This is a genomic window from Sphingomonas faeni, from assembly GCF_003053745.1.
Classification (GTDB): Bacteria; Pseudomonadota; Alphaproteobacteria; order Sphingomonadales; family Sphingomonadaceae; genus Sphingomonas; species Sphingomonas faeni.
The window spans coordinates 85,056-111,000 of sequence record NZ_QAYE01000008.1 but is presented as its reverse complement, the minus strand read 5'-3'; the positions used below and the strand labels follow the sequence as shown (position 1 = coordinate 111,000).

General features: G+C 65.6%; 28 protein-coding genes and 1 other RNA gene. 16 read left to right on the top strand and 13 right to left on the bottom strand.

All coding sequences use genetic code 11. The features are described 5' to 3' along the window. The first annotated feature begins 36 nt into the window (after positions 1-36). Entirely contained in the window at positions 37-3,117 is a 3,081-nt protein-coding gene (locus C8J25_RS14980) for a TonB-dependent receptor (RefSeq protein WP_167397728.1), read from the top strand. Beyond that, positions 3,117-4,139, top strand: a complete 1,023-nt coding sequence (locus C8J25_RS14975; RefSeq protein ID WP_107955198.1) for a phytase — start codon at positions 3,117-3,119, stop codon at positions 4,137-4,139. The genes C8J25_RS14980 and C8J25_RS14975 overlap by 1 nt, the downstream gene beginning before the upstream one ends. Positions 4,140-4,142: 3 nt before the next feature. On the opposite strand, the gene C8J25_RS14970 is transcribed toward C8J25_RS14975, so the two are convergent. The 7 genes from C8J25_RS14970 to aroQ all read right to left on the bottom strand — a co-directional run bounded on the left by C8J25_RS14970 (position 4,143) and on the right by aroQ (position 10,779). Beyond that, the gene (locus tag C8J25_RS14970) at positions 4,143-5,480 is read right to left on the bottom strand and encodes an ABC1 kinase family protein (protein WP_107955196.1); all 1,338 of its coding nucleotides are present in this window, start codon (positions 5,478-5,480) and stop codon (positions 4,143-4,145) included. Positions 5,481-5,930: 450 nt separating this feature from the next. Continuing rightward, complete coding sequence (gene glnA / locus C8J25_RS14965) at positions 5,931-7,343, bottom strand: type I glutamate--ammonia ligase (protein ID WP_093399201.1); 1,413 nt, start codon at positions 7,341-7,343, stop codon at positions 5,931-5,933. A 143-nt stretch (positions 7,344-7,486) separates the two neighbouring features. After that, positions 7,487-7,825 carry a P-II family nitrogen regulator gene (locus C8J25_RS14960; RefSeq protein ID WP_055875939.1) on the bottom strand — a complete coding sequence of 113 codons (339 nt, stop codon included), beginning with the start codon at positions 7,823-7,825 and terminating at the stop codon, positions 7,487-7,489. Positions 7,826-8,009: 184 nt separating this feature from the next. Further along, positions 8,010-8,345 carry an arsenate reductase family protein gene (locus C8J25_RS14955; protein ID WP_107955194.1) on the bottom strand — a complete coding sequence of 112 codons (336 nt, stop codon included), beginning with the start codon at positions 8,343-8,345 and terminating at the stop codon, positions 8,010-8,012. Between the two features lie 132 nt (positions 8,346-8,477). Continuing rightward, a complete protein-coding gene (gene accC / locus C8J25_RS14950; RefSeq protein WP_056050740.1) occupies positions 8,478-9,830 on the bottom strand; it encodes an acetyl-CoA carboxylase biotin carboxylase subunit in 1,353 nt (450 codons plus the stop codon). After that, the gene (gene accB / locus C8J25_RS14945; RefSeq protein ID WP_107955192.1) at positions 9,830-10,318 is read right to left on the bottom strand and encodes an acetyl-CoA carboxylase biotin carboxyl carrier protein; all 489 of its coding nucleotides are present in this window, start codon (positions 10,316-10,318) and stop codon (positions 9,830-9,832) included. The genes accC and accB overlap by 1 nt, the downstream gene beginning before the upstream one ends. 14 nt (positions 10,319-10,332) lie before the next feature. After that, entirely contained in the window at positions 10,333-10,779 is a 447-nt protein-coding gene (gene aroQ / locus C8J25_RS14940) for a type II 3-dehydroquinate dehydratase (protein ID WP_107955190.1), read from the bottom strand. Positions 10,780-10,925: 146 nt separating this feature from the next. Here aroQ and thiS point away from each other — a divergent pair, with 146 nt between their 5' ends. The 3 genes from thiS to C8J25_RS14925 all read left to right on the top strand — a co-directional run bounded on the left by thiS (position 10,926) and on the right by C8J25_RS14925 (position 13,151). Further along, a complete protein-coding gene (thiS, locus tag C8J25_RS14935) occupies positions 10,926-11,918 on the top strand; it encodes a sulfur carrier protein ThiS (protein ID WP_082441445.1) in 993 nt (330 codons plus the stop codon). 124 nt (positions 11,919-12,042) lie between these two features. Continuing rightward, positions 12,043-12,225 (top strand): CsbD family protein, encoded by a 183-nt coding sequence (locus C8J25_RS14930; protein WP_056050734.1) that lies wholly within the window; start codon positions 12,043-12,045, stop codon positions 12,223-12,225. Between the two features lie 263 nt (positions 12,226-12,488). After that, positions 12,489-13,151, top strand: coding sequence for an HAD-IA family hydrolase (locus C8J25_RS14925; protein WP_107955189.1), 663 nt, complete (start codon positions 12,489-12,491; stop codon positions 13,149-13,151). Between the two features lie 18 nt (positions 13,152-13,169). Here the strand turns inward: C8J25_RS14925 and C8J25_RS14920 are convergent, their stop codons facing one another. The 5 genes from C8J25_RS14920 to C8J25_RS14900 all read right to left on the bottom strand — a co-directional run bounded on the left by C8J25_RS14920 (position 13,170) and on the right by C8J25_RS14900 (position 17,587). Further along, positions 13,170-13,355, bottom strand: coding sequence for a hypothetical protein (locus tag C8J25_RS14920; protein WP_107955187.1), 186 nt, complete (start codon positions 13,353-13,355; stop codon positions 13,170-13,172). A 70-nt stretch (positions 13,356-13,425) separates the two neighbouring features. Beyond that, positions 13,426-14,430, bottom strand: coding sequence for an alpha/beta hydrolase (locus C8J25_RS14915; RefSeq protein ID WP_107955185.1), 1,005 nt, complete (start codon positions 14,428-14,430; stop codon positions 13,426-13,428). A 74-nt stretch (positions 14,431-14,504) separates the two neighbouring features. Then, entirely contained in the window at positions 14,505-14,930 is a 426-nt protein-coding gene (locus tag C8J25_RS14910) for an MAPEG family protein (protein WP_107955183.1), read from the bottom strand. A gap of 203 nt (positions 14,931-15,133) precedes the next feature. Continuing rightward, a complete protein-coding gene (locus C8J25_RS14905; RefSeq protein ID WP_107955180.1) occupies positions 15,134-16,189 on the bottom strand; it encodes a 1,9-bis(guanidino)-5-aza-nonane synthase in 1,056 nt (351 codons plus the stop codon). Between the two features lie 162 nt (positions 16,190-16,351). After that, positions 16,352-17,587: a type III PLP-dependent enzyme gene (locus C8J25_RS14900; RefSeq protein ID WP_107955178.1), complete on the bottom strand. Its 1,236-nt coding sequence runs from the start codon at positions 17,585-17,587 to the stop codon at positions 16,352-16,354. Between the two features lie 137 nt (positions 17,588-17,724). Between C8J25_RS14900 and C8J25_RS14895 the strand changes: the two genes are divergently transcribed. After that, on the top strand, positions 17,725-18,687 hold the full coding sequence (locus tag C8J25_RS14895) for a threonine ammonia-lyase (RefSeq protein WP_208622613.1): 963 nt from the start codon (positions 17,725-17,727) through the stop codon (positions 18,685-18,687). Then, positions 18,684-18,863 (top strand): hypothetical protein, encoded by a 180-nt coding sequence (locus tag C8J25_RS14890; RefSeq protein WP_056063000.1) that lies wholly within the window; start codon positions 18,684-18,686, stop codon positions 18,861-18,863. The genes C8J25_RS14895 and C8J25_RS14890 overlap by 4 nt, the downstream gene beginning before the upstream one ends. A 144-nt stretch (positions 18,864-19,007) precedes the next feature. Here the strand turns inward: C8J25_RS14890 and C8J25_RS14885 are convergent, their stop codons facing one another. Beyond that, positions 19,008-19,664: an alpha/beta hydrolase gene (locus C8J25_RS14885; protein WP_056048342.1), complete on the bottom strand. Its 657-nt coding sequence runs from the start codon at positions 19,662-19,664 to the stop codon at positions 19,008-19,010. Between the two features lie 81 nt (positions 19,665-19,745). Here C8J25_RS14885 and C8J25_RS14880 point away from each other — a divergent pair, with 81 nt between their 5' ends. The 9 genes from C8J25_RS14880 to C8J25_RS14840 all read left to right on the top strand — a co-directional run bounded on the left by C8J25_RS14880 (position 19,746) and on the right by C8J25_RS14840 (position 25,796). After that, positions 19,746-20,789 carry a cysteine desulfurase family protein gene (locus C8J25_RS14880; RefSeq protein WP_279628764.1) on the top strand — a complete coding sequence of 348 codons (1,044 nt, stop codon included), beginning with the start codon at positions 19,746-19,748 and terminating at the stop codon, positions 20,787-20,789. Further along, positions 20,786-21,874, top strand: coding sequence for a cysteine desulfurase family protein (locus C8J25_RS14875; protein WP_107955174.1), 1,089 nt, complete (start codon positions 20,786-20,788; stop codon positions 21,872-21,874). The genes C8J25_RS14880 and C8J25_RS14875 overlap by 4 nt, the downstream gene beginning before the upstream one ends. Then, on the top strand, positions 21,871-22,176 hold the full coding sequence (locus C8J25_RS14870) for a 2Fe-2S iron-sulfur cluster-binding protein (RefSeq protein WP_107955353.1): 306 nt from the start codon (positions 21,871-21,873) through the stop codon (positions 22,174-22,176). Before C8J25_RS14875 ends, C8J25_RS14870 begins: the two co-directional genes overlap by 4 nt. Before the next feature lie 112 nt (positions 22,177-22,288). Further along, a complete protein-coding gene (locus C8J25_RS14865; RefSeq protein ID WP_208622612.1) occupies positions 22,289-22,630 on the top strand; it encodes a hypothetical protein in 342 nt (113 codons plus the stop codon). Positions 22,631-22,711: 81 nt separating this feature from the next. Continuing rightward, the gene (locus tag C8J25_RS14860) at positions 22,712-22,951 is read left to right on the top strand and encodes a hypothetical protein (RefSeq protein ID WP_107955172.1); all 240 of its coding nucleotides are present in this window, start codon (positions 22,712-22,714) and stop codon (positions 22,949-22,951) included. A gap of 69 nt (positions 22,952-23,020) precedes the next feature. Then, an RNA gene (gene ffs, locus C8J25_RS14855) (signal recognition particle sRNA small type) lies at positions 23,021-23,114 on the top strand. A 341-nt stretch (positions 23,115-23,455) separates the two neighbouring features. After that, positions 23,456-25,153, top strand: a complete 1,698-nt coding sequence (locus tag C8J25_RS14850; protein WP_107955352.1) for a DNA polymerase III subunit gamma/tau — start codon at positions 23,456-23,458, stop codon at positions 25,151-25,153. Continuing rightward, positions 25,150-25,473 carry a YbaB/EbfC family nucleoid-associated protein gene (locus C8J25_RS14845; protein WP_107955170.1) on the top strand — a complete coding sequence of 108 codons (324 nt, stop codon included), beginning with the start codon at positions 25,150-25,152 and terminating at the stop codon, positions 25,471-25,473. Before C8J25_RS14850 ends, C8J25_RS14845 begins: the two co-directional genes overlap by 4 nt. 80 nt (positions 25,474-25,553) lie before the next feature. Further along, positions 25,554-25,796: a hypothetical protein gene (locus tag C8J25_RS14840; RefSeq protein WP_107955168.1), complete on the top strand. Its 243-nt coding sequence runs from the start codon at positions 25,554-25,556 to the stop codon at positions 25,794-25,796. Positions 25,797-25,945: the final 149 nt, after the last annotated feature.

Below are 25,945 nucleotides of genomic sequence, written 5' to 3'. Positions count from 1 at the left end.
CCGGCTGAAGAAGTCGGGACCACCCGGGGGAATACCATGAAATCGAACCTGTCGACCCGCGTCCGCGGTCGCGTCCTCGCGCATGCGCTGCTCACCGGCTGCGCGCTGACTTCGCTGACCGCCACCAGCGCCTATGCGCGTCCCGATGCCGCGACCCCGGTCGGCGCGCCGCGTGCGCTCGGGAGCATCACCGGTACCGTGTCGCAGGCAGGCAGCGGCGACTATCTCGACGGTGCATCGGTCTTGATCCCTGCGCTGGACCTGTCGACCGTGGTCGATCGCACCGGGCGGTTCTCGCTGGTCGGTGTTCCCGCCGGGACGCACGAACTCGTGATCCGCTATGTCGGCTTCCCCGACGCCCACCGGACCGTCACGGTCGCCGATGCCGCCGTAACGCTCGACGTCGCGATGACCACCGAAGTCGGCGCGAACGCGGGCGAGGGCGACGAGATCGTCGTTTCCGGCTCGCGGCCAATCGCAGAGTCCGAAGCCGCAGCGCTCCAGATCCAGCGCACCAGCCCCTCGCTCGTCTCGGTCATCGCCTCCGATTCGATCGGTCGCCTCCCCGACCAGAACATCGCGCAGGCGGTCAGCCGCCTTCCCGGCGTCGGCGTCCAGCGCGACCAAGGCCAGGCGCGCTACATCACCTTGCGCGGCGCGCCGATCAACTGGACCACCTTGTCGATCGACGGCATCAACGTCGTCAGCCCCGAAGGCCGCGACGCCCGCTTCGATTCGATCCCCTCGGCGATCGCCTCGCAGATCATCGTGCGCAAGGCCGTCACCCCCGACATGACCGGCGAGACGATCGCGGGCAACGTCGACATCATCACGCGTTCGGCGTTCGATTATCCGGGCATGAAGGTGCAGGCGAAAGGCGGCGTCGGTCATGTCGAACTCGGCAAGAAGACCGAATATGAGGGATCGCTCGTCATCTCCGACCGGATCGACACGGGCATCGGCGAGTTCGGCATTGTCTCGTCCGCCAGCCTGTATCGCCGCGGCATGGTCACCGACAATTTCGAGACCGATTTCGAGGCGGTCGACCGCGATCTGCGCCCGGGTTTCGAAACCCGCAAATGGGCGCGCGAGACGGAGAACAAGCTGTATCGCCTGACGCGCAAGAACTACTCGCTGTCGACCCGCCTGGACTGGCGCCCGGCGCCCGGCCACAAGCTCTTCGCGGAGTCGATCTACTCGGCGTTCCAGGACGACGAACAGCGCAACAACTACATCTTCGACCTCGACGACCAGCAGTCGCGCACGCCCAACGGCACCGCTGCCTGCACCGTCAACGCACGACCCGCGACAAGCACGACCGGCTATGCCGACGTCTGCACCGGCAACACGCCGCTGCTGGGCACGGTATACGGCATCGATCTCAACTCGAACTTCACCGTGCGCAAATACAAGCAGTCGGTGTTCACGAACACGGTCGGCGGCGATCACGAACTTGGCGCCTGGAACGTCAAATGGCGCGGCAACTTCACGCGCTCCATCGACGATCGCACGCAGCCCGCACAGCTGAACTACGACAGCCCGTCGTTCGGCACCAACGGCGCGAACGCCGCCAACCGCCTGACCGTCGGCTATGACCTGACCGACCCACAGCTCGCCAAGGTCCAGCTGTTCCGCACGATCCGCAACGCCGACGGCACCTTCTCGCGCGGCGCGCAGGTCACGGCGATCGAAGACTTCCCGCGCACCCTGGCCCGCTTGCGGTCGCTGAAGGCGCAGGATGTGACCGAAGCCTATACCGCCAAGCTCGACATCAGCCGCGAAGCCTCAGTGTTCGGCGCGCAGACGGTGTTCGCGGCGGGCGTACGCTACGACGATCGCACAAAGACCGCGAACGAGAACCTGCTGGAACTTACCAGCGCCGCGCAGTTTGCGGCAGCGGGGATCCCTACCGGCTACGCAGCGATCGCAAAGACCGGCGGGTTCCAGGGTGAGATTCCGCTCGGTTACACCTTCCAGTATTTCGACCGCGACAAAGTCCTCGGACTGATCGATCAGGCAAAGAGCGTCGGCAGCTACCGCCCCGTCGACGCCAATTTCTACGAAGTCGGAGAGCAGGTCTACTCGGCTTACGGGATGGCTACCGCGACAACGAACTGGGGCAGCGTCATCGGCGGAGCGCGCGTCGAGCATATTCGCAACGACGGGCGGGGGTTCTTGATAAACGGTGCCACCAACGTGGCGACGTCGGTCGATGCAAAGTCGAGCCAGACGCTCGTTTATCCCAGCCTTCACCTGAACTGGGACGTCAACGATCGGATGAAGGCACGGCTGTCGTTCAACACTGGCGCGGCACGGCCTGATTACGACCAGCTCCGTCCCACCATCACCTACAATGATGCCGATGCAACGGTCTCCAGTGGCAATCCCGATGCTACACCGGAAAAGGCCAAGGGCGTCGATCTGTACGTCGAATACTACACGATGCCGCGCGGTTTCCTGTCGATCGGTGCCTATTACAAGGATGTCACCAACGTCCTGTTCGACTCGCGCCAGACATTCGGTCGATCGAGTCTCAACAGCGGTGGCTTGGATCGTTCGCAGTATCAGTTCTCGACCGTCGTGAACGGCGGAAAAGGGTACATCATGGGGATCGAGGGAGCGATCCAGCAACAGCTCGATCCATTCACCGCCGCCTTGGGCCTGCCCGAATGGATGGGGGGCTTCGGTGTCCAGCTGAACGCTACGATCAACAAGAGCCGCGCCGATACGCCCGCCGGCCTTGATTCGCCGACGCGCAAGGTGCCGCTGCCCGGCGCATCGGATGCGATCTACAATCTGATCGCCTATTACGAGAAATACGGCTTCTCGGCCCGCGTTTCGTACCAGAACCGGTCGGCATGGCTCGATGCAATCGGTGCGGTGGCGGACGTAGGCGGCACGGTCCGTGGCGTCGACGGCGGCGATTTCTACTGGGCGAAGGACAACGAACTCGACGCGTCCGTCCGCTATGCGATCAACGGCAATGTCGAGATCTACGGCGATTTTGCCAACCTCCTGAACGGTCCGGGCCGTCGCTATGTCGGATCGTCGGCCTACACGATCGAGCATGAGACGTTCGGCCGGCGCTACACCGGCGGCGTGCGGGTGACGTTCTGATGCGCGCGCTTCCCTTTGCTGCGTTACTGCTCGCGGGATGCGCGACCACCTCGACCCCGGTGGCAGTCGAGGCGCCGACAGTCGCGGCGACCGCCGAGACCGCCCCGGTCGACACCGCCGCCGATGCCGCGGACGATCCCGCGATCTGGCGCAACGCTTCCGATCCGGCGAAGAGCCTCGTCATCGGCACCGACAAGAAGGCGGGCATCCACGTCTACAGCCTGACGGGGAAACGCCTCAGCTTCACCCCGGCCGCGCGGCTCAACAACGTCGATCTGCGCGATGTCGGGACGCGCGTGATCGCCGCTGCCAGCGACCGGGCCGACATCGCCACCGCACACGTCTCTCTGTTCACGCTCGACACGGCGGCGGCGAAGCTCATCCCGCTCGGCCGCTTCCCGGTCGGTCCGGGCGAGGCCTACGGCATGTGCCTCTGGACCCGCGCGCGCGACCACGCGCTGTTCGGCTTCATCGTGCTAAAGGACGGCCGCATCGACCAGGTCGCGATCGACCTCTCCGGCGCAACGCCCAAGGTCGCGACGGTCCGCTCGATGAAGCTCGGCACCCAGTCCGAGGGCTGCGTCGTCGACGACCGCACCGGGCAGCTCTATGTGGCGGAAGAAGATGTCGGCCTCTGGCGCTTCGACGCAGACCCAACCGCTCCGGTCACCGCAACCGCGATCTCCAAGGTCGACGGCAAGACGCTGGTCGCCGACGCGGAGGGCCTAGCGCTCGCCCCGTCGGGCAGGAACGGCGGCTATCTCGTCGTGTCGAGCCAGGGCGACAACGCCTACACGCTCTACCGCCTGCCGGGCGTCACCTATGCCGGGCGCTTCCGCATCGGCGGGGGCGCGATCGACGGGACCAGCGATACCGACGGAATCGAACTGATGCTCGGCAACTTTGGCCCCGCCTACCCCCAGGGCCTGTTCGTCGCACAGGACGGCGACAACGCCCCAGCCACGCAGAACTTCAAGTACGTCAGCTGGGCCGGCGTGAAGCGGGCACTGAAACTGCACTAATCCTCACGATGACGTGTCGCCACAATAAGCGGCGACCATCGTGCGAATGTCGACCCGCGCCTTGAGGCGAGCGGCGAGCAGGGCGGTGCCGCTGATCTTGCGCTGGACGAACAGCGTGTCGATCGGGGGCAGGTGCCAAGTATCGCGGTCGCGTGCGATCTCGGTGCCCTGTTCGCGGAGCACGCCGACGAAGGCGCGATCGCCGAAGTCGAACGGGCCAGGCTTGGAGAGTTCGACGAGGATGACGTCGATCATCCGGTCGACCAGTGCGCGATGCTGGAGAACGGCCGCTTCGCCGAGGAAGCCGGCGGCGATCGCGGCTTCGCGGACCGCGTCGCGGTCGCCGGCGAGGGCCGCGGTGAGCAGGCGGCGATACCCTTCACCGGTCTCGGCAGGAAGGGGGCGGGCGGCGCCGAAATCGAGCAGAACGAGCTTTTCCGCCTCGGGCTGCCAGCGGTAGTTGGCGAAGTTCGGATCCGTCTGCATCAGCCGCCAGTCGAACAGTTCGCGCAACACGAGCGAGATCAGGTCGTGCATCACGCGGTCGCGGACGTCCTGCGGCGCGGTCTCCAGCGTCTCGACGGGCACACCGGTGACGAAGCTCATCGCAAGGACGCGTGGCGTGGTGAGCTCGGAGTAGAGCGCGGGCACGACGAACTGCGACTGGTCGGCGAGCAGGTCGCCGTAGCGCGCGAGCATCTGCGCTTCGCGGAGGTAATCGGCCTCCTCGTGGAGCTGCTTCTTCGCCTCGTCGAGCAACGGCGCGATATCGAGCGACTTGGGGAGCATGCCCGATACGCGCAGCAGCGTCGCGACGTTGTCGACGTCGGCGTCGATGCTCTCCTTCACGCCGGGATACTGGACCTTGATCGCCAGCTCGGTGCCGTCGGGCAGGCGCGCGCGGTGGACCTGGCCGATCGAGGCGGCGGCGACAGGGTGCGCCTGGAAATGCGCGAACCGGCGGCGCCAGTCCTTGCCCCATTCGGCGGCGAGCACGCGGTCGAGTTGCTGCGGCGGCATGTGGTTCGCGTTGTTGCGCAGGCGCGCGAGGATGGTCGCGAGTTCGGGCGGCAGCATGTCGCCCGCGTCCATCGAGATCATCTGCCCCAGCTTCATCGCTGCGCCGCGGAGGTGAGAGAGCCGGTCGGCGACGCGCGTGGCGTTGGCGGGGGTAAGGAGGAGGTCGCCGATCTTGGGGCGTTCTCCGTTGGCGAGACGGCGGGCGCCTTCTGCGACGACTCCGCCGGCGACGCCGCCAGCGAGTTTGCCGAAGACGCCGAGACGGGCGAGGCGGCCGCTGGGGATCGCGCGTCCGGCGCTGTTGCCGCTGTCTTCGGTCACGGGTGTTCCTTGGGTTTTGGGGGCGGTGCGTTGCGATTGGGATATGGGTGGCTCTAGCGGTCGATCAATCGGACCCAAGGCGCGAAGTTAACCGAGGCTACCCCCTCTTGTTCTCCCGCGAAGGCGGGAGCCCAGACTGGGTCCCCGCCTTCGCGGGAAACATTGTTGGCGCGGACGCACGAAACTTGTTCCTCCCCTGCAAGGGGAGGTGGCAGCTTCTTGGCTGACGGAGGGGTATCCGCCCTATCAAGAGCGGCGATACCCCTCCGTCTGGCTGCGCCAGCCACCTCCCCTTGCAGGGGAGGATCCACGGAAAAAGGCGCCCGGATTGCTCCGCGCGCCCTCTTCTCAATTCAGCGACGTGGCAAAGCCACGCCGTCGGTCGTCGCTACACGCGACGCCGGCCGACAGCGGCTGTGCGCTCTCGCGCACCGCTGCCGGCTCGGCAGCTCAGCCGCTGTAGTACATGTCATACTCAACCGGGCTAGGCGTCATCTCCCAACGCGCGACCTCGGCGTACTTGATCTCTACATAGCTCTCGATCTGATCCTTCGAGAACACGTCGCCCTTCAGCAGGAAGTCGTGATCCGCCAGCAGGCATTCGAGCGCCTCGCGGAGCGAACCCGCGACAGTCGGGACCTGCGCGAGCTCTGCCGGCGGCAGGTCGTACAGGTTCTTGTCCATCGCCTCGCCCGGATGGATCTTGTTGAGGATGCCGTCCATGCCCGCCATCATCAGCGCCGCATAAGCGAGATACGGGTTGGCCAGCGCGTCCGGGAAGCGCACTTCGACGCGCTTCGCCTTGGGGCCGGTGCCGTACGGAATGCGGCACGATGCCGAGCGGTTGCGCGCCGAATAGGCGAGCAGCACCGGCGCTTCGTAGCCGGGGACGAGGCGCTTGTAGCTGTTGGTCGACGGGTTGGTGAACGCGTTGACCGCCTTGGCATGCTTGATGATGCCGCCGATGAAATACAGGCACATGTCGCTCAGGCCCGCATAGCCGTTGCCGGCGAACAGCGGCGTCTTGCCTTCCCAGATCGAGAAATGCGTGTGCATCCCCGAACCATTGTCCTCCTTGATCGGCTTCGGCATGAACGTCGCGGTCTTGCCGTACGCATGCGCGACCTGGTGGACGACGTACTTGTAAATCTGCATGCGATCCGCGGTCTGCGTCAGCGTGCCGAAGGTCAGACCCAGCTCATGCTGTGCGGCCGCGACCTCGTGGTGGTGCTTGTCGCAGGGCAGGCCCATCTCGATCATCGTCGAGACCATCTCGCCGCGGATGTCGACGGCCGAGTCGACCGGTGCGACCGGGAAGTAACCGCCCTTGGCGCGCGGACGGTGGCCGAGGTTGCCGCCCTCATATTCGCGACCCGAATTGCCCGGCAGCTCGATGTCGTCGATCTTGTAATAGCTGGTCGAATAGCTGTTCTCGAAGCGGACGTCGTCGAACATGAAGAATTCGGCTTCGGGGCCGACATAGACGGTGTCGCCGACGCCGGTGGTCAGCAGATACGCCTCGGCGCGCTTGGCGGTCGAGCGCGGATCGCGCGCGTAGAGCTCGCCGGTCGACGGATCGGCGATGTCGCAGATCAGGATCATCATCGGCGTCGCCGAGAACGGATCGACATAGACCGCGTCGAGATCGGGCTTGAGCGTCATGTCGCTCTCGTTGATCGCCTTCCAGCCCTCGATCGACGAGCCATCGAACATCAGGCCGTCGGTCAGCTCGTCTTCGCCGATCAGGCTGGCGACCATCGTCAGATGCTGCCACTTGCCCTTGGGATCGGTGAACCGCAGATCGACCCACTCGATCTCCTGGTCCTTGATCATATTGAGAACGTCGGAGGCCGAATTCGCCATGATGCTTGCCCTTCGTTTTGAGATTTCCGCCGCATCATGCGGGGAATCTAATTGCGGTATGGAACGAAATTTCCACACAATGTTGCGTCGCGTCAAATGACGATGTCGTCACTCGTCGTCAACGCAATATGCGTGGCTAGGAACTAGATTGCGTCGTCGTCGCGCTCGCCGGTGCGGATGCGAAGCGCGCTCTCGACCGGGATGACGAAGATCTTGCCGTCGCCGATCCGGCCGGTCTGTGCGGCCGCGGCGATCGCCTCGACGACGCGTTGCGCGAGCCCGTCCTCGACGACGACCTCGAGCTTCACCTTGGGCAGGAAGTCGACGACATATTCTGCGCCGCGGTACAGTTCGGTGTGGCCCTTCTGCCGGCCAAAACCCTTGGCCTCGGTCACGGTGATGCCGCTCACGCCGATCTCGTGCAGCGCTTCCTTCACCTCATCCAGCTTGAACGGCTTGATGATGGCTTCGATCTTTTTCACAGGTACGCCCCCGATTGTCGTTGAAACCCTCGCCCTTGCGAGCGAGCCGTCCGCCCTGAAGGGCGCCTTGCACCAAGCGTGCCAGCCGCAGCGCCCTCGGGCAACCGCGGAATATCGTTGATTTCACTGCCCGAAATTCCGGCACCTAGGCGGTGCGTGCGCAATCCAAGGGCAGGGGAGCCGATCACAGGATCTCGTGCAGCCGCGCAATCGGGCGGCCGAGCCTGACGCCCTTGTCGGTCTCGACCAGCGGGCGCTCGATCAGCAGCGGATCGATCATCATCGCATCGAGGATCGCCTCGGCATCGCCATGCTTGACGGCCTTGGCGCCGTCCTCGGCCATGCGAAGCCCCTGGCGCGGCGTCATGCCCGCGCGGTCGTAGAGGCGGACGAGCTCCGCGCGGGAGGGCGGGTTCTTTAGGTATTCGACGATCGTGACGTCCGCCCCCGCCCCTTGCAGCAGCGCGAGTGCCTCGCGGGACTTCGAGCAGCGCGGGTTGTGGTAGATCGTCGCCTTCACGAATGCTCCGTTAAAACTCCCCTCCCTGGAAGGGAGGGGTAGGGGGTGGGTCGGTTTCGAGGGAACGTCCGGCCCGCCCCGAGCCGACCCACCCCCGGCCCCTCCCTTCTAGGGAGGGGTGAAGTCAGGCGCTCACGCCCCCTGCTTGGCCAACCACTCTTCCAGCCACTTGATCGTATACGCACCCTCCTGGAACTCGGGATCGTCGAGCAACGCACGATGCAAGGGAATCGTCGTCGTGACGCCCTCGATCACCATCTCCTCCAACGCACGCCGTAACCGCCGCAACGCGCCCTGCCGGGTCGTCCCGTAGACGATCAACTTGGCGATCATCGAATCATAGTAAGGCGGCACGCGGTACCCCGCATACAGCCCGCTATCGACGCGGACGTGCATCCCGCCCGGCGCGTGATACACCTTCACCAGCCCCGGCGACGGCGCGAACGTGCGCGGGTCCTCGGCGTTGATGCGGCACTCGATCGCATGACCGCGGAACTGGACGTCTTCCTGGCGGAGCGTCAACGGATGACCCTCGGCCACGCGGATCTGCTCGCGCACCAAGTCCAGCCCGGTGATCATCTCGGTGACCGGATGCTCGACCTGAAGCCGGGTGTTCATCTCGATGAAGTAGAATTCGCCCGCTTCCCACAGGAACTCGATCGTCCCCGCGCCGCGATACCCCATGTCGGCCATCGCCTTGGCGACGATCCCGCCCATCCGCTCGCGCTCTTCGGCGGTGATAATCGGCGAGGGGGCTTCCTCAAGCACCTTCTGGTGGCGGCGCTGGAGCGAGCAGTCGCGCTCGCCCAGGTGGATCGCGTTACCCTCACCGTCGCCGAAGATCTGGAATTCGATATGCCGCGGATTGCCGAGGTATTTTTCCATGTAGACGGTGGCGTCGCCGAACGCGGCCTTCGCCTCGCTGCCGGCCTGCTGCATCTGCGTTTCGAGATCGTCGGGATCGTTGACGACCTTCATCCCGCGACCACCGCCGCCGCTAGCGGCCTTGATGATCACCGGATAGCCGATGTCCTCGGCGATGCGCTTGGCCTCGGCGATGTCGCTGATCGCGCCGTCAGACCCGGGGACGAGCGGCAGCCCGAGAGCGCCCGCGGTGCGCTTCGCTTGGACCTTGTCGCCCATCGTCCGAATGTGCTCGGGCTTGGGTCCGACGAACAGGATGTTGTGCAGTTCGACGATCTCGGCGAACTGCGCGTTCTCGCTGAGGAAGCCGTAGCCCGGATGGATCGCGTCCGCGCCGCTAATTTCGGCGGCCGAGATGATGTTCGGGATGTTCAGATAGCTGTCTGCGGCGGACGGCGGTCCGATGCAGATCGCCTCGTCGGCGAGCCGGACGTGCATCGCGTCGGCATCGGCGGTCGAGTGCACCGCGACCGTCTTGATGCCCATCTCATGGCAGGCACGGTGGATCCGCAGCGCGATCTCGCCGCGATTCGCAATGAGCAGCTTCTTGATTTGCGGCATTATTCCACCACGACCAGCGGCTGGTCGAACTCGACCGGCTGGCCGTTCTCGACCAGGATCGCGGTCACCGTGCCGGCCGACGGCGCGACGATCGTGTTCATCACCTTCATCGCCTCGATGATCAGCAGCGTGTCGCCGGCGTTGACCTTCTGGCCGACGGTCGAGAACGGCTTCGCCTCGGGATTGGCGGCGAGATAGACCGTGCCGACCATCGGCGACTTGACTGCGCTCGCGCTGATCGCCGGAGCGGACGCGCCGACCTCGGCCTGCGGAATCGACAGTGGCGCCGAGACGGGGGCAGGAGCGGGCGCCGGCGCGTAATGCGCGACGGGCGCTGCCTGGGCGGCCTTGCGCGCGACGCGAATCCGGCGCGAGCCGTCCTCGACCTCGATCTCGGTCAGCTGCGTGGTGTCGAGCAGTTCGGCGAGCTGGCGCACCAGGGTCACGTCGACCTGCATTGCGCCCGTGTTTTCAGTTGTATCGTTCATGGCGGGGCCTCCTGTCAGAACCGTGCGACGGCTTCAAGCGCAAGCAGATACGAAAGCGCGCCGAAACCCGCGATCGTGCCCTTCGCCGCCTGACCGACCAGACTCACATGCCTGAACGATTCACGGGTGTGGGGATTGGAAAGATGCACTTCGATCACCGGCGTCTTCACACCCTTGATCGCATCGTGCACCGCGACCGAGGTATGCGTGAACGCACCCGCGTTGAGGATCACCGCCTTCGCACCGCGCGCCTGCGCCTCCTGGATCCAATCGACGAGGTGCCCCTCGTGATTCGACTGGCGCATGTCGATCTCCAGGTCGAGCTCGCGGGCGCGGTCCTCCAGCATCCCGGCAATGTCGTCGAGCGTCTCGTCGCCATAGATTTCCGGCTCGCGCGTTCCCAGCAGGTTGAGGTTGGGGCCGTTCAGGACGAACACTGTCGCAGTGACGGTCTCGGGCAAGGGCAGCTCCTGGTTGCGGGGTCGGCAAACGACCCCCTATATGCGTCGTCCCACTCTTACCCGTTCGTGTCGAGCGAAGTCGAGACATGAGACCGGCAGCGGACGGGTGGTTTTTGACTTCGCTCGAAACGAACGGAAAGTTTTGCATGCCCCATTCCGATGGCACCGTCTCGATCACCGTCAACGGCGAGCACAAGCGCGTCTCCGCCGGGCTCAGCCTCGCAGGGCTCGCTACCGAGCTGGGGCTCGTGCCGGAGAAGATCGCGGTCGAGCGCAACATGGAGGTCGTGCCGCGCTCGACCTTGGCGGACGTGATGGTCGAGGATGGCGACGACCTGGAGATCGTGCATTTCGTCGGAGGCGGCGACCACGAGGACAGCTGGACGGTCGCGGGCCAGACGTTCAAGTCGCGGCTGATCGTCGGCACCGGCAAGTACAAGGATTTCGCGCAGAACGCCGCCGCGGTCGAGGCATCGGGCGCGGAAATCGTCACGGTCGCCGTCCGCCGCGTCAACGTGTCGGATCGCAACGCGCCGATGCTGACCGACTTCATCGACCCGAAGAAGATCACCTACCTCCCCAACACCGCCGGCTGCTTCGATGCCGAGTCGGCGATTCGCACGCTGCGGCTGGCGCGTGAGGCGGGCGGCTGGGAGCTGGTGAAGCTCGAAGTGCTCGGCGAGGCGAAGACGCTCTATCCCGACATGGTCGAGACGCTCCGCGCCACCGAGATCCTGGCCAACGAAGGCTTCAAGCCGATGGTCTATTGCGTCGACGATCCGATCGCGACGAAGCGCCTCGAGAACGCCGGCGCGGTCGCGATCATGCCGCTGGGCGCACCGATCGGTTCGGGGCTCGGCATCCAGAACCGCGTGACGATCCGGCTGATCGTCGAGGGGGCAGGGGTGCCCGTCTTGGTCGATGCCGGCGTCGGCACCGCGTCGGATGCGGCGGTGGCGATGGAGCTTGGCTGCGACGGCGTGCTGATGAACACCGCGATCGCCGAGGCAAAGGACCCGCTGATGATGGCCGCCGCGATGAAGGCCGCGGTCGAATCGGGGCGGCTCGCGTACCGCGCGGGGCGGATGGGACAGCGTCGCTATGCCGATCCCTCGAGCCCATTGGCGGGGTTGATCTGACCCGCCTGATCGCAAAGCAGGTCATGACGCAAACGTCACGGAACCCACGGTAAAGACGGCCGTTATACCAGAGCAAGTTCAAGCGGCCCGGTTGGCGGGCCCGCATAAGCAAGTGGAGGCTCTGATGGGCGAGTTCACCGACAAGGTCGCAGCAGCAGGCAACAAGGTTGCAGGCAACGTCAAGGAAGCCGTCGGCAAGGCGACCGACAACGAGAAGCTGGTAGCCGAAGGCGAAGCGCAGCAGGCCAAGGGCACTGCGCAGAACGTCAAGGGCAGCGTCAAGGGCGCACTCGGTGACGACATCTAAGCTTTAGCTTGGTGTAGGAATACAGGCCGCTTCGGGAAACCGGAGCGGCCTTTTCTTTGTGTGGTTGATTGAGGCTGCGCCGCTTCCCACAAACCACCACCACCCCGGCGAAGGCCGGGGCCCAAGTGGGGGACGATATTGAATAAGGGCGGCGCGCCGTTACCTAGGACATGCCAATTGGGCCCCGGCCTTCGCCGGGGTGGTGCGGATCGCTGAACCAAACTTCCTTGATCAACCGCCCAACCTCCCCCACGAGCACCCGAATGATCCTCCCGACCCACACCTACGCCGCATTCCTGTTCGACATGGACGGCACGATCCTCACATCGATCGCGTCCGCCGAGCGAACCTGGACCAAATGGGCGATCGCACACGGCCTCGACGCAGCAACGTTCGTGCCGACGATCCACGGCGTGCAATCGGTCGAGACGGTCCGACGCCTCAACCTCCCCGGCGTCGACCCGGTCGCCGAGGCAGCCGCGATCACCGCCGCCGAGATGCTCGACGTCGGCGATATCGAACCGATCGCCGGTGCCCCCGCATTCCTGGCCAGCTTGCCCCCGGAGCGCTGGACGATCGTCACGTCTGCCCCTCGGGCGCTAGCCGAAGTCCGCCTCAAGGCCGCCGGCCTGCCGATCCCCGCGACGATGATTGCCGCGGACGACATCCCCAACGGCAAGCCCGCACCCGATTGTTTCCTGGTCGCAGCCGAACGACTCGGCGTCTCGGCGAGCGATTGCCTGGTGTTCGAGGATGCCCCTGCTGGCATCACGGCTGGCGAGGCAGCGGGTGCGGATGTCCTGGTGATCACGGCGACTCATGGAACGAGCCACCGGCTCGATACGCTTCATCCGCGGATAGACGATTATCTGCACGTGACCGCCACGATCACTTCAGACGGTCGACTGGCGGTTACGTCTCGCTGACCGGCGCGACCGATCGGCTCAATCCGCATCACCAGATCGCTGCGCCCGCGCTATCAATTCGTCTAGCGCTGCCTCATCCAGCCGACCGGCGGTACGCAACGCCGCTTCGGGCGTCATAGCGATGACTGCCCCGTCCGGCCCGTCGATCACGACCTCGCCATTTTCATGGAAGACATCGCGGGGTTCGGCATGCGGACTAGTCATCGCGCTCTCCTGATCTTTCAGGACAAACGTTGGTCACGACGGATAGGTCCGTTATGCTGACCCACCGTCGTCAGCCAGCGACCAGTTCGCCCATCCAGCGATCGAACAATTGCGGCCACAACGACCCAGGCGAACGAGGCGACAGGCGCGTGCCGAAGCCGTGTCCGCCATGCTGGAGGAAATGCGCCTCGGCGGGGATGCCTGCACGGCGAGCGGCGGCAAGCGTATCGACGCTGTTGGCGACCGGGACCGTGTTGTCGTCCTCGGCATGCACGAGGAACAGTGGCGGGTCGCCAGCCTTCAACTGTCGGTCGATCGCATAACGCGCCTGGACCGCGGGCAGCGGATCGGGACCGAGCAGGTTCGCACGCGATCCGCCGTGACTACGGCCGGGATCCATGTTCGAGACCGCGTACATGAGCCCCGCCCAGGCGGGACGCGCAGAGTGCCGGTCGGCGGCATCGACAGGGCGATACGCCTTGAACTCGTGAAGAACCGCCACAGACCCCGCAAGGTGCCCGCCTGCCGAGAAACCGAGAACACCGAGCTTCTCCGCCCTGATCCCGTAGACGCGCGCATTGGCACGGATCAACCGCATCGCGCGCTGTGCGTCGGCGAGCGGGACGTCGGCGCGGTCCGCCCAGCCTTCGCCGGGCAGGCGGTAGCTCAGCACGAACGCGGCGATGCCGAAACCGTTCAGGACGCGCGCTACGTCGATGCCCTCGTTGCGCAGCGACGTGATCGAATAGCCGCCGCCGGGCACGATCAGGACCGCGCGCCCGTCTGGCCGAGCCGGGCGGAACACGCCGACCTCGGGCCGCACCACGCCGCGCATCTGGAAATCGCGATACCCGTCGGGGTAGCGCGGCATGCGCGGCTGCGGCACCGGCAGCGGGTTCGGCGCGCCTGGCGGGATACCTGGCCATAGCGCGAACCGTTCCGCGGGCGGCCACATCGGCACGTCCGTCGCGCGAGGCTGAGCAGCCGTGAACTGCGCACCGCTTCGCGCGAATGCAGGAAGCGCCAGCCCGGCGGCGAGGGGGAGGGTGAGCAGCGAACGGCGATCGAAGGTCATGGCCAAATCCTAGACGATCGGATTGCGTTCGGGGAGGGGCGGGCGCCGCGATCGGCGATTATTCGCGGGCTTTCTCAAAACACGGCGAGCGCGGCATGCAGCGTGAGCGCAACGAGCATCAGGCTCGACAGCGTGAAGAAGAGAAAGCGGGCCCTGACGCGGTTGCTGGTTGCCTGGACAAGGCTGTGCGCGATCCGCAGCCCGACATAGGCCCAGGCGATCCTTGCGTTGACGCCGTTGCCCGTGCCGCTGAGCGCGAGAACGACGCACGCCGCGTAGAACAGTGTCGGCTGTTCCATCAGGTGATTGTAGTTGTGCGCTTTCCACTGGACTTGGGGCGGCAGCGATCGATCCGCGTCGGACGCCTTGGTGCCGACGAGCTTGGCCATGTCGACGCCGGCCGCCTTCATCGCCGGCAACCGCGTCGCAAGCGTCCAGCCCAGCATCACGAGCGTCCACGCGATCAGCACGACCATTGGTCGCAGGATGTCGCTGTGCATGAAAAAGCCTCCCCCGGTTATCCGGAGGAGGCTGCATCAATTGCCCGGAGGGGGCAACGGTATCTCTAATCCTCCCCCGCCAGGGGGAGGTGGCGCGAAGCGGCGGAGGGGGCGGCGGCAATTACGTCGGCTCCTTGTCCTCCCCCTCCGTCAGGCGAGCGCCTGCCACCTCCCCCTTGCGGGGGAGGATCGTAGATTCAGGCCTAGTCGAAGCTTGCGCCCCACTTGCGGACCGGACGGTCCTTCCAGAGCCCACGATGATACGCATCCGACGCCAGCAGCGGCATCACCGAACCCGCCTCGGCGAACACCATCTGCTCGATCCCCGTGTTCACCTTGCCCCACGAAGCCGCTTCCTGCAGCGTCGAGGACGAGCATGCACCGTCGCGCACGTCGGCGACGGTGATCTGCACCGCATACTTGTGCACCTGGACGTCGTCGTGACCGAGGATCTCGGCGCAGACGACGGTGTCCTGGATGAAGTTCTTCGGCACGCCGCCGCCGATCATAAGCAGCCCGGTGGTGCCTGCCTTGATCTTGATCTCGGTCAGCTCGCGGAAGTCGGCGATCGCGTCGAGGACCATGTACGGCTTGCCCGCCTTCACCGCGTCGACCTGATGCTTGACCAGGCCGAAGCCCGCCGACGAATCGACGAACGCCGGGCAGAAGATCGGCACGTCATGCTCGTAAGCGAGCTTGACGAGGCTGTTCTCCTTCTTGCCGTGCTCGACGAGGTACTTGCCCATCTCCCGGATGAACTCGCGGCTGGAATAGGCGCGTGGCTCGAGCGTCTCGGCGATCTCGAAGATCGTGTGATCGACGTGCTGGAGCTCTTCCTCGTCAATGTACGTGTCGTAGATCCGGTCGATCATCAGCGAGCGCAGCACGTCGTCGTGCGGCACTTCGAGCGCCTGATAATGCTTGTGGCCGAGGCCCTCGAAGAAATCCATGTCGACGATGGTCGCGCCGGTCGCGACGATGCCGTCGATCATGTTGTTGCGCAGCAGTTCGGCATAAAGGTCCATGCAACCGCCGGCGCTCGTCGAGCCCGCGATCACGAGGAAGATCGTGCAGTCCTTGTCGGCCAGCATCTGGTTGTAGATGTCGGTCGCACGGCCGAGATCGCGGCTGGTGAACGACATCTTCTTCATCGCGTCGACGATCGGCCGCGCGTCGAAGCTGGTGATGTCGATATGCTCGACGGTGGTGGAAAGGAGTTCCGCCTTGCGCTGCGCGTCGATGCGGGTGTCTTCGGTCATGTCTAATTTCTCCTGATCCCCCCTCCCGCCTGCGGGAGGGGGCTAGGGGGTGGGCGCCCGCTCACCGCGAACGCGCCGGATGTGGAAAACGCGCGCCCACCCCTCGGTCCCCTCCCGCGAGCGGGAGGGGAAGACGAAGAGCGAACGATTACTTAGTGTTGGTTACAGCTTGACGACGTTCGACGCGAGGTCCTGGAAGCGTTCATCATACAGCGAGACCATCGGCTCGTCCGTCACGATCACCGTCTCGTCCGATCCGAACCCGTTGAACGCAGTCCGCATCGCCGAACCGTAGGCGCCGAGCATGCCGATCTCGATATAATCGCCGGCCTGCGTGTCCGCGGGCAGCATGAACGGGCCGACCATATAGTCCATGTCGTCGCACGTCGGACCATAGAAGCTGAACTCCATGTCCTTCGCGCGGCTGTCCGGCTCACGAAGCAGCTCGGTCGGGAAACGCCAGCCGATATGCGCCGCATCGAACAGCGCGCCATACGCACCGTCGTTGATGTACAGCTCGGTCCCGCGACGCTTCTCGACGCGCACGATGATCGACGAATATTCCGCGCACAGCGCCCGGCCCGGCTCGCACCACAGTTCGGACGAATAGCTGACGGGCAGCGATTCGAACGCACGATGGATCGTCTCGAAGAAATGCTCGAGCGGCGGGGGCTCCATGCCGGGATACGAGGACGGGAAGCCGCCGCCGACGTCGATGACGTCGACCGTGACCGCCGCCTCGACGATCGCCGCACGGACGCGCTCCATCGCGTTCGAATAGGCCTCCGGGGTCATCGCCTGCGAACCGACATGGAAGCAGATGCCGAGTGCGTCCGCTGCCTGGCGCGCCGCGAACAGCAGCTCCTTGGCTTCATGCGGTGCCGCACCGAACTTCGACGCCAGCGACAGCTTCGAATGCTCCGAAGACACGCGCAACCGTACGCAGAGCGTCAGATCGGAAGCTTCGCGAGTGGCGCGAACGACCTTGTCGAGCTCTTCCAGGCTGTCGAGGCTGAAGGTGCGGACGCCGTGCGTGAAATACGCCTCAGCGATCGCTTCCTCGGCCTTGACCGGGTGCATGAAGCACAGCGTGGCCTCGGGAAGCGTCCGTGCGACCAGGCGCACTTCGGCGATCGACGCCACGTCGTAATGCGTGATGCCATTGTCCCACAGGATCTGCAGGAGTTCGGGAGACGGGTTCGCCTTCACCGCATACATCGAGCGACCCGGGAACTTCTCGACGAAGAACCGAGCGGCGCGCGCAGCAGCGTGCGGACGAACGAGCGTGACCGGATTGACCGGACGCCCTTTAGCGATGTCGATGCCGCTCCCGATGTGGGAGGTGTCGGCGGTCGAATGGGCTTTCGCTAACCCCAGCGCGATATGATGCTTGACCAATTCAAGGGACCTCCAATGTCCTGAGACAAATTACAAAAACACTGCCTTGCGGTTGGAAGTCCCATGGGGCAGCGGAAGCGCGATCTAGGGTTACGCGCCCCCCATGTAAATAGCGTTTGGCGGATAGGAGACGGTGTGTGACGATTTTGCGACAACCGACGCGAGCGGGTGTGCGGGACGCCGCGGAAAAGATCGCCCGCATCCTCCCGCCGACGCCGCTGTTCATCAGTGAAATCAAGGGCGTAACGGTCGCTTTCAAGGCCGAGTCGTTGCAACCAATCGGCGCCTTCAAGATTCGCGGCGCGTGGCATCGGCTCACCGCATTGGACGAGGCGACGCGACAAAAAGGCGTCGTCGCGTTCTCGTCGGGCAATCACGCGCAGGGGGTGGCGTGGGCGGCAAAACGGCTGGGCATCGCAGCGACGATCGTGATGCCGTCGGACGCGCCACGCCTGAAGCGCGAGTCGACCCTGGCGCTGGGCGCGGAGGTGGTCACCTACGACCGCGCCACCGAAAGCCGCGAGACGATCGCCGCAGTGCTGGCCGAAGCGCGGGGCGCAACGCTGGTGCCGAGCTTCGACGATCCGTGGATCATTGAGGGGCAAGGGAGCGCGGGGATCGAAGCGGCCGCGCAAATGGCGGCGCTCGGGTTGGGCGTGCCGAGCCGCATCGTCATCCCCTGCGGTGGCGGCGGCCTGTCGGCAGGGATCGCGCTGGCCTTGAAGGACAGCGCGATCACCGTCGTCGAGCCCGAAGGCTGGGACGACATGCGGCGGTCGCTGGAGGCATCGTGGATCGAACCCGTCGGCCCCAACCCGCCGCCGACCGCCTGCGATTCGCTCCAGACCTTGCGCGTATCGCCACTGACCTTCGACGTCCTCTCCCGCCGCGACGCTACAGGCGTAGCGGTCAGTGAATCGGAGATCGCCGTGGCGCAGCGCTGGGCAGCGGAGAAATTGCGTCTGGTGATCGAACCCGGCGGCGCGGTCGGGCTGGCGGCGGTCCTTTCCGGCAAGGTGAAGCTCGAACCCGGTCTGCTCGTCATCCTGTCCGGCGGCAACGTCGACCTCGCCGCCTACGCGAAGGCAATAGCTGCATGAACCCCGCACTGACATCCATCGCCGCCGCCGCGCCTGCAATAGCAATGCTGGGCATGTTCGCCTGCCTGATCGGCGGCATCGCGCTGATCGTGAAGAAGCGCGATACGAAAAAAGGCGTTCTGATGCTGATAATGGCCGCAGTCCTGCTAGCCAACGTAGCCATCTGGACACTCTGACTCCCTCGCCCCTCCGGGGAGAGGGAAGGGGCCCGCCGCGCTTGCGGTGGGAAGGGAGAGGGGAGTTGGGGAGAGCGTATCGATCCCCAACTCCCCCTCATCCGACGCTGGCGCGCCACCTTCTCCCCAAGGGAAGAAGGGAAATCACCGGATCGGAGAGTTCGGGTCCAACCGCATATCCAGATACTTGTCCACCGACCCCATCAATTCCGGCATCTCATGCTCGAAGAAGTGGTTAGCCTTCGGAATCGTATCATGATGGATCGTGATGTGCTTCTGCGTCCGCAGCTTATCCACCAGCTTCTGCGTCGCCCCAGGCGTCGCGACCTCGTCGGCCTCGCCCTGTATGATGATGCCCGAGGACGGGCACGGCGCGAGGAACGTGAAGTCGTACAGGTTCGCCGGCGGTGCCACCGAGATGAACCCGCGGATCTCAGGCCGGCGCATCAGCAGCTGCATGCCGATCCACGCGCCGAAACTGACACCCGCGATCCAGGTCGTCTGCGCTTCAGGATGGAAGCTCTGCACCCAGTCGAGCGCGCTCGCCGCATCGCTCAGTTCGCCAACGCCGTTATCGAACACGCCCTGGCTCTTGCCGACGCCGCGAAAGTTGAACCGGAGCGTCGCAAAGCCACGCCGCTGGAAAGTCTTGTACAACTGCTGCACGATCGCGTTGTTCATCGTGCCGCCGGCCGACGGATGCGGGTGCAGGATCATCGCGACGGGCGCACGCGGACGTGGTCCCGGCGCAAAACGACCTTCGAGACGGCCTTCGGGACCGGGGAAAATGACTTCTGGCATAGGCACTCGCGAGCTGGGATACGCACTCGGGTGGAGTGCCGGATTATCGACGCTATATAGGGTTCGAGCCCCTTTTCGCAATTGGAACCGACCCTGGCCCGTAACGACTCGCGTATCTACCTCGATCACGCCGCCACCACGCCGATGCGCCCCGAGGCGATCGCGGCGGTGATGGAAGGCATGGCGCGCTGGGCGAACCCCTCATCGCCGCATGCCGAGGGGCGGGCGGCACGGGCTGCGCTGGAGGGCGCGCGGAAGCGGATCGCGCAGGCGCTGGACTGGCCGCATCAGGTGATCCTCACCAGCGGCGCGAGCGAGTCCGCAGCGCTGGCGCTGCGTGGCCGCCCGGGTGTCGCGGTGGCGGCGGTAGAGCATGATGCGGTCCTCCGCGCGGCCGAGCAGCCGGTGATGCTGGAGGTCGATGCCGGCGGTACCGTCACGAACGGGGAGGGAACCCAGACGATCGCACTTCAATCCGCGAACAGCGAAACCGGCGTCCTCCAGGATCGCCCCACCGGCCTCTGGATAGCCGATTGCTCCCAAACCGCCGGCAAGCTCCCGCTCCCCGAAGCCGACCTTATCATCGTCTCCGCACACAAGCTCGGCGGCCCTCCCGGCATCGGCGCGCTGCTGGTCCGCGATCTCGGGATGCTCGACCCGACCGGCGGGCAGGAGCGCGGTTACCGCGGCGGCACCGAGAACCTGCCCGGCGCGCTCGGCTTTGCCGCCGCACTCGAAGCGCCTTGCGACTGGTTCGCCGACATGGCCAACCTTCGCGCCAAACTCGACCAAGCCATCCTCGCAGGCGGCGGCGAGATCGTCGCGCAAAACTCCCCCCGCATCCCCACGATCGCCTCCTACCGCATGCCCGGCGTTAGTTCCGCCGCCCAGCTGATCCGCCTCGACATGGCCGGGTTCGCCGTCTCCGCGGGCAGCGCGTGCTCGTCGGGCAGCATGCGCCCAAGCCACGTCCTCGCCGCAATGGGCTATCCCCCCGAAGCCGCCGCCGAATTAGTCCGCGTCAGCTTTGGCTGGACCACGACACCGGACGATGTCGCGAAGTTCGCCGAAGCCTGGACGCGAATTGCGGCGGACATAAAGCGCCCTGCGAGACTGGGGGCATGACCTACCTCGACTATCAGGCGACCACCCCGCTGGCGCCAGAAGCGCTCGCCGCAATGCTCCCCTGGCTCGAATCACAGCACGCCAACCCGCATTCCCCACACCGCGAAGGCCGCCGTGCCAAATCGGCGGTTGAAGTGGCGCGCGATCAGATTGCGGCGTTGCTCCCCCCGGGCGGCCGCGTTGCGTTCACCAGCGGCGCGACCGAGGCGCTGAACTGGGCCATCAAGGGAACCGCACCCGGCGATATCGTGACGATCGGCACCGAACACGCTGCTGTGCTCGACAGTGTTGCGGCGCTCGAGAGTGATAAGCGTGTCGTGACCCGGCTGCCGGTTAGTGCAAATGGCATCGTCAAACGCGATGCGGCGTTTGACGCAGCGATGCCCGGCGTTTCGTTGATTGCCGCCATGTTGGTCAACAACGAGATCGGGGTGGTCCAGCCGATTGAGGACCTAAGCATGTTGGCCGATTTTGCCGGTGCGCCCTTGCTCTGCGACGCTGTCCAAGGGTTCGGACGCGTTCCGATCCCATCTGGCTGCGATATGATTGCCATCTCAGCTCACAAGATCCACGGCCCTAAGGGCATCGGCGCACTCTGGATCCGCGACGGCATCGACCTCGCGCCGCTGATGCACGGCGGCGGGCAGGAAGCCCCCGGCCGCTCGGGCACGCTGTCACCCGCACTCTGCGCAGGCTTCGGCGCCGCCGCACAACTCATGGCGGATCGCAAAGACCAGGACGCTGCACACATCGACCGCCTCTGGTCGCTCGCGCTCGACCGCCTCGGCCCCGGCTGGACGATCAACGGCTCGACCGAACATCGCTACCACGGCAACCTCAACCTCCGCCGCGCAAACCTCGACGTGAACCGCCTTATGTCCGACCTTCGCGACATCGCCTTCTCCGCCGGGTCCGCCTGCGCGAGCGGATCTGGCCGCTCCAGCCACGTCCTCCGCGCGATCGGCCTTACCGAAGTGCAGGCGCGCTCGAGCATCCGCCTCGGCTTCGGCCGCTACACAACCGAAACCGAACTCCGCGACGCGATCGATGCGATCGTTGCCGCAGCCGAGGCGCAATGGCCATGATCGTCCGCTTCATAGCCCGCGACGGCACCGCAACGACGACCGTCGCAACCCCCGGCGACCGCCTGCTCGACGCCGCACAGGCGCATAACCAGCCGCTCGAAGGTACCTGCGAAGGCCAGCTCGCTTGCGCGACTTGCCACGTGATCGTCGACCCCGCGGACTTCGCCCGCCTGCCGCCAGCAAGCGACGACGAGGAGGACATGCTCGATCTCGCGCACAACGCAACGCGCACCAGTCGTCTCGCCTGCCAGATCCGCCTGACCGAAGCGCTCGACGGCTTGACCGTCCGCATCCCGGAATAAACGACAGCAAAGCTTACAGGAAGACAACGGCCGGTTCAGGGAACGTGCACGGCCGGGAGCGGATTATCCCCTCATCGCCTCAATGTACGAGGTCTTGAGAGGAGTACCGGACATGAAGATCATCGCAATGTTCGCCGCCGGCGCGCTGGCCGCCGGGACGCTGTTCGCCTCGGCCCCCGCCGATGCGCAACGCCACGGCTGGGACGGCCCCCGCCGCGGCGGCGACTGGCACGGCGACCGCGGATGGCATGGCAATCGCGGCTGGCACGGTGACCGCGGCTGGCGCGGCAGGGATCGCGGCTATCGTGGCTATGGCGGCGGGTATCGTGGCGACTACGGCTATCGTGGCGGCGGCTACGGCTATCGGGGACCCCGCGGATACGGCCGCTCGCGCGTCGTCTGCCGGATACAGCGTGGCTATTACGGCCCGGTTCGTCGCTGCTTCCGCCGCTAGTACGGAACCGTAACGAACGCCTTTAGTTTGATAACATAGGTTGCCGGGGTCGGGAGGCCCCGCACCCAAAAGGAGAGTATCATGAAGTTGTTCACCATCGCCGCCGCCGGTCTCGTCGCACTCACCGGCCTCGCGCCCGTCGGCATCGCGGCCGAAGCCTCGGCGCAGCGCACCGTCGTCCATGAGCGCACCGTCGTTCGCCATGACGACCGCCGCCCCGGCTACCGTCGCCATGTCGTCCGCACGCGCCAGGTCTGCCGCAACGTCTATCGCAACCATCATCGCCAGCGCGTCTGCCGCACGGTCCGCTACAACCGTTGAGCCGGGGCGCTGAACCCGCTTCAAGCTAAAGCGGCTTGATCATCCCGCCCGACCCCGCCATATGCGCCGCGGGAGTCGGGCGGACGTGGTCGTCGCCAACTTGGTCAGATCCGGAAGGAAGCAGCCACAACGACTCAGCTACGGGTCGTCCCGGCTCCCACCGCGAACATGTCGTTCCGACATGTGAGCGCGGCCAGCGGCGCAAAGCGCCGTCTGACGATGCGGCTAAGCCGCAGCGCATTTCTAAACTTCTCAGCTAACCAGTAATCCAGGCGCAACCGGGTCAAAACCACGCCCGATGTTCCCGCAACGTTCCAAATCATTGTCCTACGCCGCGGCGCTGTGGCATAAGCCGCGCATGACCGGCACTGCCCACATCACAGGTTCCGACAATCCAATCGCCAGCCTCCGGGCACGTCGAAGTGCAGACCCTTCCCAGCGTGTGAACTTTGTGAACTTCCGACCCCTTCGACAGCACGGGCAGCACCCGCTATGACGACCGCAATGTCAGATTCCTTCGACCTGGGCGAACCCCCGCAGCCGGCTAAAACACCGGATGCCCCCGCCTACCGCGTCCTCGCGCGCAAATACCGTCCGCAGACCTTTTCCGAGCTGATCGGGCAGGACGCGATGGTCCAGACGCTCGGCAACGCGATCAAGCGCGACCGGCTCGCGCACGCCTTCCTGATGACCGGCGTCCGCGGTGTCGGCAAGACGTCGACCGCACGCCTGATCGCCAAGGCGCTCAACTGCATCGGCCCCGAAGGCGACGGTGGCCCGACGATCGACCCATGCGGCGTCTGCGAACCCTGCCGCGCGATCGCCGAGGGCCGTCATATCGACGTGATCGAGATGGACGCCGCCAGCCACACCGGCGTCGACGACGTCCGCGAGATCATCGACGCGTCGCGCTATTCGGCGGTCACCGCGCGCTTCAAGATCTACATCATCGACGAAGTCCACATGCTGTCGAAGAACGCGTTCAACGCGCTGCTGAAGACGCTGGAAGAGCCGCCCCCCCATGTGAAATTCCTGTTCGCGACCACCGAAGTGAACAAGGTCCCGGTGACGGTCCTCTCGCGCTGCCAGCGCTTCGACCTGCGCCGTATTTCCGCCGAACAGCTCGCCAAGCACTTCGCCTGGGTCTCGACCGAAGAGGGCGTCACCGCCGATCCCGAGGCGCTGATGCTGATCGCCCGCGCCGCGGAAGGCTCCGCACGCGACGGGCTGTCGATCCTCGACCAGGCCATCGCGCATGCCGGGCTTGAAGGCGGCGGCGTAACGGCAGATGCGGTGCGCCAAATGCTCGGGCTGTCGGATCGCGGCGCGGTGCGCGATCTGCTTACGCTGATCCTCGCCGGCGACGGGGCAGGGGCGCTCGCCTCGATGCGCCGCCAATATGATTACGGCGTCGACCCGCTGTCGGTGCTGCGCTCGCTGCTCGAAACCGTCCACGGCATCACGCTGACCAAGGTCGGCACGCCGGCGGACGCCGCGCAGCCGATGGAGGAGCGTGCGGCACGCGAGGAATGGGCGGCATCGCTCGGCTATCCCGCGCTTCACCGTTTGTGGCAGCTGTTCCTCAAGGGCCATGACGAGGTCGCGAAGGCCGCGCTGCCGATCGAGGCCGCCGAGATGGCGCTGTTGCGCGCGATCTACGCCTCGACGCTGCCCGACCCCGGCGAGTTGGCGCGGCAGATCGCCAGCGGCGCGGCTCCTTCGGCGGCACCATCATCACCGCCGCCACCACCTGCACCTCCGTCCGGCGAAGCACCGCCTTGGAACGCGAGATCCGCTGCGAAGGCGCCCGAACCCCTCGCGACCGGCCCGATCCTGCCGCCGACGTTCGAGGCGCTGGTCGACCTGCTCGACGAATCGGGCGGTCTCGCGATCGCCGCGCGGTTGCGCCACGGCGCCCGCGTCGTGAGCTATGCACCGCCCGAATTCGTCCTCAGCGGCAGCCGCCCGGTCTCGGCCGACACGCTCGCCGAGCTCAACACGCTGTTGAAGAGCGTGACGCGGACCGCGTGGAAGGTCTCGATCGTCGACGCTCCCGGCGAGCCGACGTTGCGCGAGGCGCAGGACGCCGCCGATGCCGCGGTGCGCCAGGCTATTCTCGAATCCCCCATCATGAAGGCCGCGGTGGCAGCGTTTCCCGACGCCCAGCTCGAATCGTGGCCAGGTCAAAGGAGCAACGCATGAAGAATATCGATGAAATCCTCGCCATGGCGCAGAACGTCCAGAACGAGATGGAAAAGGCGCAGGCCAATCTCGACACGATCGAGGTCGAGGGCGCATCCGGCGGTGGCCTCGTCAAGATCAAGGCCTCCGCCAAGGGCCGCATCATCAACATCGCGATCGACGATTCGCTGATGCAGGTGAGCGAGAAGCAGATGCTCGAGGACCTCCTCACCGCAGCGTTCAACGATGCGCGGGCGAAGGCGGATGCTGTGTCCGGCAGCGAAATGTCGAAGATGACCAGCGGATTGCAGTTGCCACCGGGCTTCAAGCTACCGTTCTGAACCAAATCGGGTTCGTTTCGGCACGGGAACAATTGCTCTTCGGTCGGCGTTGCGCTCTCCAGTAATCAGGGAGAGTCACAATGGCCGAAGAGCGTATCGTCGAAACCCCGACCACCCACACCACCGTTATCGAGCGCCGGAGCGGCGGTGGCGGCACACTGATCGCCGTCGTGTTGTTAATCGCGGCGCTGATCGGTGGCTATTACCTGTTCAGCCGACAAGGCGCGCAGAACAGCAAGGACGCCGCGATCACCTCGGCGGCAAAGAGCGTCGGCAGTGCGGCCGACAAGGCCGGCGACGCGGTCGAGAAGTCGACGCAGTAAACTAGACTGTTTCCCCGCGAAGGCGGGGACCCAGCCTGGGCTCCCGCCTTCGCGGGAGAACAAAATGGCGGGAGGAGTGGTCGCCCCAAACACTCCGTCATGCCGGGCTTGTTCCGGCATCCACCCGTCCGCGCGACCACGGCCGATGA

Excerpts from the sequence above, each read along its gene's own strand:
- glnA (WP_093399201.1), bottom strand. The coding sequence starts at position 7,343 with ATGGCGAATTCGGCCTCCGACGTTCTCAATATGATCAAGGACCAGGAG.
- C8J25_RS14925 (WP_107955189.1), top strand. The coding sequence starts at position 12,489 with ATGATCCTCCCGACCCACACCTACGCCGCATTCCTGTTCGACATGGAC.
- C8J25_RS14875 (WP_107955174.1), top strand. The coding sequence starts at position 20,786 with ATGACCTACCTCGACTATCAGGCGACCACCCCGCTGGCGCCAGAAGCG.
- C8J25_RS14915 (WP_107955185.1), bottom strand. The coding sequence starts at position 14,430 with ATGACCTTCGATCGCCGTTCGCTGCTCACCCTCCCCCTCGCCGCCGGG.
- C8J25_RS14975 (WP_107955198.1), top strand. The coding sequence starts at position 3,117 with ATGCGCGCGCTTCCCTTTGCTGCGTTACTGCTCGCGGGATGCGCGACC.
- C8J25_RS14865 (WP_208622612.1), top strand. The coding sequence starts at position 22,289 with ATGAAGATCATCGCAATGTTCGCCGCCGGCGCGCTGGCCGCCGGGACG.
- accC (WP_056050740.1), bottom strand. The coding sequence starts at position 9,830 with ATGCCGCAAATCAAGAAGCTGCTCATTGCGAATCGCGGCGAGATCGCG.
- C8J25_RS14930 (WP_056050734.1), top strand. The coding sequence starts at position 12,043 with ATGGGCGAGTTCACCGACAAGGTCGCAGCAGCAGGCAACAAGGTTGCA.
- C8J25_RS14905 (WP_107955180.1), bottom strand. The coding sequence starts at position 16,189 with ATGACCGAAGACACCCGCATCGACGCGCAGCGCAAGGCGGAACTCCTT.
- C8J25_RS14840 (WP_107955168.1), top strand. The coding sequence starts at position 25,554 with ATGGCCGAAGAGCGTATCGTCGAAACCCCGACCACCCACACCACCGTT.
- C8J25_RS14850 (WP_107955352.1), top strand. The coding sequence starts at position 23,456 with ATGTCAGATTCCTTCGACCTGGGCGAACCCCCGCAGCCGGCTAAAACA.
- thiS (WP_082441445.1), top strand. The coding sequence starts at position 10,926 with ATGCCCCATTCCGATGGCACCGTCTCGATCACCGTCAACGGCGAGCAC.
- C8J25_RS14890 (WP_056063000.1), top strand. The coding sequence starts at position 18,684 with ATGAACCCCGCACTGACATCCATCGCCGCCGCCGCGCCTGCAATAGCA.
- C8J25_RS14910 (WP_107955183.1), bottom strand. The coding sequence starts at position 14,930 with ATGCACAGCGACATCCTGCGACCAATGGTCGTGCTGATCGCGTGGACG.
- C8J25_RS14885 (WP_056048342.1), bottom strand. The coding sequence starts at position 19,664 with ATGCCAGAAGTCATTTTCCCCGGTCCCGAAGGCCGTCTCGAAGGTCGT.
- C8J25_RS14845 (WP_107955170.1), top strand. The coding sequence starts at position 25,150 with ATGAAGAATATCGATGAAATCCTCGCCATGGCGCAGAACGTCCAGAAC.
- accB (WP_107955192.1), bottom strand. The coding sequence starts at position 10,318 with ATGAACGATACAACTGAAAACACGGGCGCAATGCAGGTCGACGTGACC.
- C8J25_RS14870 (WP_107955353.1), top strand. The coding sequence starts at position 21,871 with ATGATCGTCCGCTTCATAGCCCGCGACGGCACCGCAACGACGACCGTC.
- C8J25_RS14860 (WP_107955172.1), top strand. The coding sequence starts at position 22,712 with ATGAAGTTGTTCACCATCGCCGCCGCCGGTCTCGTCGCACTCACCGGC.
- C8J25_RS14980 (WP_167397728.1), top strand. The coding sequence starts at position 37 with ATGAAATCGAACCTGTCGACCCGCGTCCGCGGTCGCGTCCTCGCGCAT.
- C8J25_RS14920 (WP_107955187.1), bottom strand. The coding sequence starts at position 13,355 with ATGACTAGTCCGCATGCCGAACCCCGCGATGTCTTCCATGAAAATGGC.